This is a genomic window from Petrotoga sp. HWHPT.55.6.3 (genome assembly GCF_002895495.1).
GTDB classification, from domain to species: domain Bacteria; phylum Thermotogota; class Thermotogae; order Petrotogales; family Petrotogaceae; genus Petrotoga; species Petrotoga mobilis.
In genome coordinates, this window is sequence record NZ_AZRJ01000025.1 from 47,788 (window position 1) to 56,875 (window position 9,088).

The 9,088-nt window shown below is 30.0% G+C and carries 10 protein-coding genes and 1 pseudogene; 5 read left to right on the plus strand and 6 right to left on the minus strand.

The annotated features are described in order from the left end of the window. The first annotated feature begins 48 nt into the window (after nucleotides 1-48). The 3 genes from X926_RS07750 (at nucleotide 49) to X926_RS07760 (ending at nucleotide 2,857) form a co-directional block, all read left to right on the plus strand. Nucleotides 49-591, plus strand: a complete 543-nt coding sequence (locus tag X926_RS07750; RefSeq protein ID WP_103065648.1) for a hypothetical protein — start codon at nucleotides 49-51, stop codon at nucleotides 589-591. Continuing rightward, nucleotides 588-917: a hypothetical protein gene (locus tag X926_RS07755; RefSeq protein WP_103065649.1), complete on the plus strand. Its 330-nt coding sequence runs from the start codon at nucleotides 588-590 to the stop codon at nucleotides 915-917. The genes X926_RS07750 and X926_RS07755 overlap by 4 nt, the downstream gene beginning before the upstream one ends. Before the next feature lie 152 nt (nucleotides 918-1,069). Continuing rightward, nucleotides 1,070-2,857: a DUF4209 domain-containing protein gene (locus X926_RS07760; RefSeq protein WP_103065650.1), complete on the plus strand. Its 1,788-nt coding sequence runs from the start codon at nucleotides 1,070-1,072 to the stop codon at nucleotides 2,855-2,857. 512 nt (nucleotides 2,858-3,369) lie between these two features. Here the strand turns inward: X926_RS07760 and X926_RS07765 are convergent. The 3 genes from X926_RS07765 to X926_RS07775 form a co-directional block, all read right to left on the minus strand. Continuing rightward, on the minus strand, nucleotides 3,370-4,068 hold the full coding sequence (locus X926_RS07765) for an MvaI/BcnI family restriction endonuclease (RefSeq protein ID WP_103065651.1): 699 nt from the start codon (nucleotides 4,066-4,068) through the stop codon (nucleotides 3,370-3,372). Between the two features lie 3 nt (nucleotides 4,069-4,071). After that, nucleotides 4,072-5,295: a DNA methyltransferase gene (locus X926_RS07770; protein ID WP_103065652.1), complete on the minus strand. Its 1,224-nt coding sequence runs from the start codon at nucleotides 5,293-5,295 to the stop codon at nucleotides 4,072-4,074. Nucleotides 5,296-5,787: 492 nt separating this feature from the next. Further along, nucleotides 5,788-5,985, minus strand: a complete 198-nt coding sequence (locus X926_RS07775) for a transposase (RefSeq protein ID WP_103065653.1) — start codon at nucleotides 5,983-5,985, stop codon at nucleotides 5,788-5,790. Nucleotides 5,986-6,044: 59 nt separating this feature from the next. Here X926_RS07775 and X926_RS07780 point away from each other — a divergent pair, with 59 nt between their 5' ends. Beyond that, on the plus strand, nucleotides 6,045-6,407 hold the full coding sequence (locus X926_RS07780) for a hypothetical protein (RefSeq protein ID WP_103065654.1): 363 nt from the start codon (nucleotides 6,045-6,047) through the stop codon (nucleotides 6,405-6,407). A gap of 122 nt (nucleotides 6,408-6,529) precedes the next feature. Next, nucleotides 6,530-7,447, plus strand: a complete 918-nt coding sequence (locus X926_RS07785; RefSeq protein ID WP_103065655.1) for a hypothetical protein — start codon at nucleotides 6,530-6,532, stop codon at nucleotides 7,445-7,447. Nucleotides 7,448-7,629: 182 nt separating this feature from the next. On the opposite strand, the gene X926_RS07790 is transcribed toward X926_RS07785, so the two are convergent. The 3 genes and pseudogenes from X926_RS07790 to X926_RS07800 all read right to left on the minus strand — a co-directional run. Next, nucleotides 7,630-7,848 (minus strand): DUF4351 domain-containing protein, encoded by a 219-nt coding sequence (locus X926_RS07790; RefSeq protein WP_233186712.1) that lies wholly within the window; start codon nucleotides 7,846-7,848, stop codon nucleotides 7,630-7,632. 242 nt (nucleotides 7,849-8,090) lie between these two features. Beyond that, complete coding sequence (locus tag X926_RS07795) at nucleotides 8,091-8,420, minus strand: hypothetical protein (protein ID WP_103065656.1); 330 nt, start codon at nucleotides 8,418-8,420, stop codon at nucleotides 8,091-8,093. Nucleotides 8,421-8,625: 205 nt separating this feature from the next. Then, nucleotides 8,626-9,088, minus strand: a pseudogene (locus X926_RS07800) (hypothetical protein); the annotation flags it as partial.

The following is a 9,088-nucleotide window of genomic DNA, read 5'->3' on the forward strand; positions in this document are numbered from 1 at the left end:
AAATGGTTTATCTACAGGAACATGGAATTAGTTATTAGTGGTGATAATATGGATGCTGATATGGTATTTTCAATGAAGAATTCTGACCATAATAAAATTTATGTTGTTAGAGATAATAAAATACTTTTTCGATTAAAAATTAAAGAACCAGATAAAGACAAATATGATTCTTATGACGGGGAATTAGATATAATGATGGATGGAATCAAAAATCATCCTTTTGATAATTTGTATTATCAAAAAGATAATCACAAAGAAAAATTCGAAAAATCGATATATAAGGTATCTTGGCATGGATTTAGCTATAATCAAAATGGAAATATAAAAATGCCAGTTATAAATCTCAAAAACCAAAAAAATCAAAAAGATTCAGGAATAAGACATGAAGGTAAAATTAAAAGCGATAAATTGTTTCCATTTCCAATTTGTAGCTTGTACATTCCTAAAAATTTTTTTGATAATTCAATAAAATTTCAAAAAATTCAAGAGGGAATACCCAAAGACAATATAATTAATGTAAAAAAGATGTTTTTTCTAGGATTGATTTTTTTATTTTGCCAAAAAATTATAGTGCAAAAGACTTTTTTATGACATCGGCGAGTTTGTTATATTTAATTTCAGATAATACTTTATTTTCTAGAGAATATCATGGTGAAGTTAGAAAACTGAAAAAATATCATCCATACAAATCTTTAAAAATTATCGATCATGATATTCTTTATAGAATAGTAGAAAATGAAGAAACATATTTACCTGAGTTGGATAATACATATAGCCTATTTATACATAATCCAAATAATTCTTTTGAAGTGCTATATAATAGACTAGCAATGATAGGGGAAGATAGATATTTTCTAAGAGACGAACATGATAAAGAATTAGAAAGAATAAAAAATATAGATAAAAGCAATGATTAAAAAATTAAAAAGCAGACGATTTGAACAAAGAATTTTACGATTTTTGTATTTTAACAAACACAAAAGTCAAAGAGCGATAGGAATACAAGCATGTAGAAAAGGAAAACAAATGGAATATTGTTTAGGTTGCCAAACTAAAGGAGGTTTATAAAATGATAGAATCAGAGATGAGAAAATTAGATCCTGAAGAATTAATCAATTTGTCTGAAACGAACACTTCTGACTTTCGTTGGAATCGTTCTAATATTTATAAAGTTGCATTTGAAAAATATGAGAAAAGTGGTGAGAAAGATAAAGCTGAAGATTTAAGGAAAGAAATATTGATTTTCGATCTTTCTACACATAACTCTCCAGAAAAAAGATTTGATTCTCTGATGAGTGGAACTACTGATAATGGAGAAGAATGGAAATATCCTGATTTAGAAAAGCATTTCCCCAAAGAAGCTATTGAGTACTATAAAAACAGGGCGAATGTTACTAATAATCCCATATTAAAAGCTAGATATAGTGATGTTATATGGGAACTTGATAGAGATGTTGATTATGCTCGTTTGGCTGTAAGTGCCTATCTTGATTGTTGTCCAATTTATTTTACTAACGAATGGGATCATGAACTCGCTGACTCCCTGGGTAGAGCCATCGCAATCGCTTCAATGATAAAAGACCAGAGCTTAATAGATAAAAGTTTGAAAAAGCATTACGAATTCATAAAACAATTGGTAGAAAAAAGAAGATTCCGATATTTGCTTGAAATAATTGAGTCAATTTTGAATTGGGAAAGAAAGATAGGAGATCAAATAGATTACGAATATCTTATTTCAATAATAGAAGCTGCTATTACTGATTATGTTCTAAATATTCCAGATAGTTTTCATTTACAGCGAAGTTTTTTGGAGCTATTAGTAAAAATATGGCAAATTAGAAAAAATGAAGATGAACGCCAAAAAATAAAAATCAGAATTGCTGAGTCTTTTATCGAAGAAGCTGAGTGGAAAAAAGTGAATTATCCCAACGGGGACATGGTTGCTACAAGCTTTTATGAAAAAGCACTGCAAGCATATATGGATTTAGGTAATTTTCCTGAAAAAGTGCAGGAATTAAAAGTCAAAATACAAGAAACGAATGAGGCTGCATTGAAAACAGAATATGAAACAATAACTGCAAAGGTAAGACTACCAAGAGAGGAAACAGATGAATATTTAAGAATGTATGAAGGACGTGAGACAATAGAAATATTCAAAATAATGGGTTTAGATATGAACCTTATTCCTTCATATGAGAAAGCGCAACAGGAAGCAATCGAGCTGGCAAAGCAATCTGTTTTTCACCATATTGCTCCATTATCACTAATGAAAGGAAATATTTCTGTTAAACATATTTCTGAAGAAGGTGAAAAATTGGAATATGAAACGATACTAAATTTTCAAATGAGATACCGAATAATCGCTTCTATGTTATTAAGTGAAATATTTACATTACTTGAAAAAGAACATCCAAAATATATTGATTCTTTGACTCAATATTTATCATCATCTGAAATAATAGATGACAAGAGAATAGAAATTATTCAACACGGTCTTCGGGCTTACGAAAAGAAAGAATATGTAGCTGCTATTCACATTTTAGTATTTCAAATTGAAGGGGTACTGAGGGATTTACTGGGGAAACTTGGTTTATCAACATTTTCTTATAAAAATAATGAGAAGCGTAAAAGAGTGCTTTCTGATATTTTAGCAACTTTATCTCAAATAGAAGGGATAGATAAAGACTTTTTGAAATTTATTGAGATATTTCTTAGTGATATTAGAGGAGACAATTATCGAAATGAGATTGCTCACGGACTTTTGTCATTAGAAGATTTTACGAAAGAAAACGCTCAACTACTACTCTTGGTCTTAATACAATTAGCTTCATATAGTATCGATAAAAAGGATAAATAGACATTTTAAAAATAGAAAAATGTTGAAAATGAGAGTAGGTTTTTCCTGAGTTTGACAGTTACAAAAACGTAAGAATTCTAAAACAGGCATGAATAATTGCAAAAAAGCGTTTTTTACTTTCTCTGTTTTTCAAAAGTGTCACTACATGCCTTTCTTTTCCTTTGTTTATCAGTATTTTAGTCTTACGCTTTTACTTTGCTTCTTTCTAATCCTTTATTTTCCTCATTTTTCCCTGTAGTTTTAGTTTCACTATGAATTCCTCATATGGGGTTACCACTTTTGGAATTTGGTATATTAAGTATGGTTCTATCACGAAAATAGTGGGTAATTAAGCTGGAGTTAAATTGAGTTTACCAACGGCAATAAAGAAAAATAGTCCCCAATTGATACCAGATTATTTAATCATTTGTTCATATTTCATTTTTCTACCTGCACTTTTTGGAAGAGAAACAAGAAATATTGTATATTTTAAAAAAACTGATTTCCACCACAACTACTTTTAACAGTTATGCTCAAATTAATTGTTTTTTATTCCCATATAGTAAAGGTAAATCAATTTCTTTAATCCGTATCCCTGTACCATGATTTCTTATAGTATTATTTTCTTTAATATGCATTCTGAAATCTATTTTGACTATTGATTTTTCTAATGCATCTATAAAATTATCTGTTAATGGATTATACAGCATATAAGCCTCATTGAAATGAAATTGCTCTATTTTATCTACCTTTTTAGTATCAGCTAATACAAATAATACCATCCCTAATTTATTTAAAAATTTTCCGACTAAACTATAAATACTCCACAAAGCTAATAACTTATTTCTTTTATCCAACAACTCTAGAGATTGATTATCTTTTCGTACTTTAATTATCAATCCTTGATTGTTATAACTATCACTCGATACCGTACAATATATTGATTTTCTTCCGTTCTTATCAATATATCCATACTGTTCTATAAAATCGATCGTACGTATTTGCCAAACACCTCTGTTAAATGTAAACAATGTAATAAGAGAGTTCGAGTCTCTTCTTGCAGCTTTGATTTCTATCCTCCCACCAAGATCAGGCACAGGTATATTTGTTTCCGTCAATCCTAAAAGGGATTCCAAAGTAAACCCAATCCCTGTAGGTCCTTTCCTTAATGATGGTACGTATCCCATGTTTTTTATATCATCTAATTTCTTTTTTAATTCTGTCTGTGTCATTTGTCACCTCCTGCAAACAACTATGTATTCCTTTCTCATAGTTGAAGACTTAAATCCCTGTATATTAGTAGGAGAGTTCAATAATGGCATTCTCTTATTACTAATTTCTCTTACTAAAATATCTGTACATTCCAATCCCAACGAAGTAAATAATTCAGCGGTTATATAGTCCATTGGAATCTCTATATCAGCTACTCTCCTATTCCCTACAATAAAACAAACAGTTGCGTGCTCACTTAAAATATTAACTATTTGTTCGGAACTTAAATACAAATCATAAAAGAAACTATAAACTTCTTTAGCCCTTACTGGGGTTTTACTTTGGATCTTTTCTAATACAGTATTTAACTTTTTAGATGGTAACGAGATATAATCAACTTTTTTACCACCTAAACTTTCTTTGTCTAAAGATAAATCGGCGTCTCCAAATGGGTTTAAGCCTTTTATCCAATCAAGAGAAAAACTTGAGAATTGTCCATAAGCGACAGTTGTACGGCTATCACCATAAGGCGGCGACGTTATAACTAAATCTATTTTTTCATCAAATGGCATAGGTTTCCTTGTGTCATGTAGGTATAAATAAAACTGTCCATCGGGTATTTTGTATTTTTGTACTATCTCAACATATTCTTTAAATAATTGAACAAATGTATTTAACGCATCTGGTTTATATACTTTTAATTTTTCGTCGTTTAATCTAAACCTTTTGAATTCACCACTTTTATTATTCGATACTTTTCTAACTGTTTCAGAGAATACCACTAAGAAAAATTCTCTAATTTTGTCATCAGTAATTTGAGTTATAAATGTTCTAATTTTCCCCAGATCATTAATTACTTGAGGTTTAAACCAATATTCTAGATTTTTCACAGCTGGAATTTCAGGTCGTAAATTATTATAATTATCTTTAAGCTGTTGAAAAGTGTTTTGTAATTGATCAACATCATAATTTGAACTTCTCACCTTAGCAATTAATAAAGCTAAAGGATTAATATCTGTACCGTATACTTTTCTATTTTGTTTTATAGCTTCTGTAATAACAACACCGCTCCCACAAAAGGGATCATATACAACACCATCATATTTTTTCAATAAACTTCTTACCAACATATAGTGAAGCATGGCTGGATATTGATGTATTCCATAACGTTCATTAGATGCGGGAATCCCTTTGAAATCAAAAATATTTTGGGTTGTTCTAAACATATTTTGCATTATTTTTGCCATTTTGATCACACCCCCATAGTAATTATAACAAAATAATATAAAATTATTTCATCTTTTAGCTACAAAAAATATGTTAATTATAATTTGAAAAGGTTCCCTCACGAAAATAATGGGTAATTAAGCTGGAGTTAAATTAAGTTTACCACGGACAATAAAGAAAAATAGTCCCCAATTGATTCCAGATTATTTAATCATTTGTTTATATTTCATTTTTTCTACCCACATTTTTTGGAAGAGAACCGAAAATTCATTTAAAAACTGATGAAACATTTCCACCAATCAATTCTTGTAATAAAGGTGTAATTTGGGAATTGACCTCGTACGAATGATTTTATGATTTGAACTAAGCAGCAGACGATCTTTATTATTTAAATCGTCTGCTTTTTGATTTTTTAATCATTACTGCTATGGCTAACCGAATACTGGCTCTTTCCACTGATTGTTGAATCCTCTCCTTTATTCTCAAGAAAAAGAACTTTCTGTCTCAACATCTCAAATTTGTTTCCTTCCATATATTATCCTTTTAATAACTTTCAGTTTTTTCACAGAACCTTCTGCTAGCCCATTGTTGTATTTATATATGATAGCATTTTTAACCGCTTGCATATCTCTTTTTAACCCGTTCACAAATTTATCTATCTTTCTGATTTTTAGATTATTAGCTTTTTCTCGAAAAGTGTACCACCCCATCACACAAATCCTGTATAATGAATTTGGTCAAAAAAAAATTGTACAGGGGGAAATGAAAGATGATAGAGACAGTACAATACAAATATATAAGATTTTTGTATTTTAACAAACACAAAGGTCAAAGAGCGATAGCAAAAGAAATGGGGATACACAGAGCGACGGTTAAAAGAGCTATCAAGAACCCAGAACAGAAGTATCATATGAACGTTGAGAGAGATAAACCAGTAAATGGTGATTTTGAAAAACGTATCAAACACTTGTTAGAATACAATTCAAACCAACCTAAGAACCAAAAGTTAACCAAAAGGCGTATATATGAACTCATCTGTGAAGGAGGATACAAAGGAAGTTATTCCTCCTTCACCTATCAAGCAAGGAAGATAGAAGAGAAACTCGGTATCAATAGCTATAGCAAATGCTGAAGAGAAAGTATTTATTAAGTAAGAAAATGCTAAAAAGGTGAAATTTATTTGTTTTATAAGAGCCTTATATAGGATTTGTCTGAGAGGGAGGTATAGTTTTCGTTTAGTAAGTGCACCAGCTGTTGGACCAATTGTTAGGATACTTTCTAAAACACTTAAAAGTATCGAAAGCTGTGCAAAAAGCGGGGGTGATAAAAATAAACGATAAGAAAAAAAAGGAACTTAAATCATTAAAACATTTTATCTGTGATTATTATAAAATTTTTCATGAGTATCTTTTTCCTGAAAATTATCAATTAGAATGTAGTGAATCTCCTGATTTCATAGTTAAATTTGATAATCAAAAAATTGGGATAGAGATAACAGAAACTATTCATGAAAGTAGGAAGGCAAGCGAAAATTTACAAGATGAGATTTGTGAAAACATAAAAAAATACTTAGAGGAAGAAGATATTAAAATAGATATTTGGCTTTTTTTCTCTGATAGCTTAGCTTCTGATATAAGCAAAAGAAACCAAAAAACCAAAAGAAACCAAAAAACCAAAAGAAACCAAAAAAACAAAAGAAACGAAATAAAAGATAGCCAATTTATTAAAGACTTTACTGAAGAATATATAAAATATATAATAGTAAGAAGAAAAGGGGAATATTCCTCATTTGAAGAGTTTTGTGAATCAAATAAAAATTCTTTAATATGTAAATATTTAGTAGGTGAACCAATAGTAAAACTTTATAGTGAGGAACTTAAAATACGTGAAGGAGTAGGGAATTATGTTTCGATTAATTATTATAAAAAGGAATTACCCGAAATAATAAATAAAAAAATTGAAAAAATCCCCCTTTACAGAGAGAAAGTTGATAAAATATATTTATTAATAATCACATCATGTGAGTCATCTAAAGATCTGAATTTTCTAGCTGGCGACATCGAAAATGTAAGGGAAATACTTAATTCATATACTAAAGGAGAAAATAATTTCGATAAAATATTTTTATATAATGAGAACTACTATGAGCCACACATAATAAAATCTGATTAATAATTAAGTCAGCCGTTCTTGCCAAACGAAAAGTGTATCCGATTAGGCAAAGTGTGTCCGCCCCTCCATGCGGAAAGAAGGCCTTTTTCCATTTCACTCCGCAACTCACTTATGAGGAAATGGAAAAGGTTTTTGCCCTGTTACCTATCCAAAAATATCAGATAGTGTTTTACTTACTACTATTATTTTAATAACTCTTTTAGTTCTTCTATGGTTATTTCTAACAAGTTGTCTCCTATGTAATCTATCGTTTTTTCATCCGTTTTTCTTATCTTATCTTTTATCTCTTCGGTTAATTGGTCACCAAATCTTTTGCTTAATATTCTAATTGCAAATTCAAGTTTCCCTTCTCTTTCACCTTCTAATTTACCTTCGTTTCTCAACTTTTCAGCTATCGTCATTATTATTTCACCCCTTCCCTACTTTCCCTTCAATGTAGCTTTTGTGTTTCATCAGAATGTATATGTATCCATCTTGTTCTTTTATCTTTGTTTTGTACAACTTTTTTATGTGCTTCATTAATTTATCTTTAAAGGAATTAATTGATAGACCTACTTCAAAAGATGTCTTCAAAATCTGTGTAGAAACTTTTAGTGAGTTGGCTTGCTTCGTGGACTAGGTTAATTTACCTGAAGGATTAGCATTAATGGTGTAATAAGAAATGGGAAGAATTCTTTTTATTGTTAAAATGTGAAAAAATTTTTGCTTTTAATAAGCCCCAATATAATTGAATAGTTTTAGTTAATTTTTCTTCTTTTAATAGAGTTGCAGGGTTTAACTTGCCTTTTTCTATAAATTCTTGGTATTCGCTTAAAACTTGCTTTGTTTCATCAAGAGATTGTTTTATGGAGTCTCCATATAACATTAAACCCATGGAGTATAGGTAAGTATAATAGAGTTTTTCTTTTGTATCGTGGTATAGAATTAAGCCCGAATCTTTGCCTAATTTGTAGGCTCCCATCACCTTAAGCATTACAAGCTACCCCCTTCTTTTCAAAAAGCAAATAGAAAATTTGAAGACTCTAGAACTTAAGATATAGCACCCTTCGACCCCCTGCCCGACCCCATAAAGAAAAGAGAAGTTTTATCTCCTCGCTTCCCTACTCTTTAAGAAAGTGGGAAAGGGCTTCGCTCTGTAACACATCCAAAAATATCAGATTGTGTTTTGCTTACTACTATTATTTCAATATTTCTTTCAGTTCTTCTAATGTAATACTTAGAATATTTTTCTTTATTTGGTTTATAGTTTCTTCATTTGCATTTCTGATCTTTTCTTCTAAACTTTTATCAAAATCTTCTCCAAACCTTTGGTTTAGAATTTCTATGATTAATTCTTTTCTTTCTTCAAGTTTTCCTTCTATTTTTCCTTCCGCTTTACCTTCCAATTTAGCTTTTTCTCTGTCTCTTTTTGCTATCTCTTCTAATGTGTTAAACATTTTTGGCACCTCCATTTCTTTTAGCTCTTCGAACCTTTCTTTTATCTCTTCGTAATCTGTCCTCTTTCCGAACAGTTCTATGAATGCGTTTCTGTGTTTATTAAATTTCTCTTGTTCTTCTTCCGGTAATTTCAATAATATATCTTTATTTATAATCTTTAGCAACTCTTCTGCGTTTTTTATCCTTACGTTTGGTTTGTCCGTT

Bases quoted from the DNA above. Each gene is read 5' to 3' on its own strand.
- X926_RS07780 (WP_103065654.1), top strand. From the start codon at position 6,045: ATGATAGAGACAGTACAATACAAATATATAAGATTTTTGTATTTTAAC.
- X926_RS07795 (WP_103065656.1), bottom strand. From the start codon at position 8,420: ATGCTTAAGGTGATGGGAGCCTACAAATTAGGCAAAGATTCGGGCTTA.
- X926_RS07760 (WP_103065650.1), top strand. From the start codon at position 1,070: ATGATAGAATCAGAGATGAGAAAATTAGATCCTGAAGAATTAATCAAT.
- X926_RS07750 (WP_103065648.1), top strand. From the start codon at position 49: ATGGATGCTGATATGGTATTTTCAATGAAGAATTCTGACCATAATAAA.
- X926_RS07765 (WP_103065651.1), bottom strand. From the start codon at position 4,068: ATGACACAGACAGAATTAAAAAAGAAATTAGATGATATAAAAAACATG.
- X926_RS07755 (WP_103065649.1), top strand. From the start codon at position 588: ATGACATCGGCGAGTTTGTTATATTTAATTTCAGATAATACTTTATTT.
- X926_RS07790 (WP_233186712.1), bottom strand. From the start codon at position 7,848: ATGACGATAGCTGAAAAGTTGAGAAACGAAGGTAAATTAGAAGGTGAA.
- X926_RS07770 (WP_103065652.1), bottom strand. From the start codon at position 5,295: ATGGCAAAAATAATGCAAAATATGTTTAGAACAACCCAAAATATTTTT.
- X926_RS07775 (WP_103065653.1), bottom strand. From the start codon at position 5,985: ATGGGGTGGTACACTTTTCGAGAAAAAGCTAATAATCTAAAAATCAGA.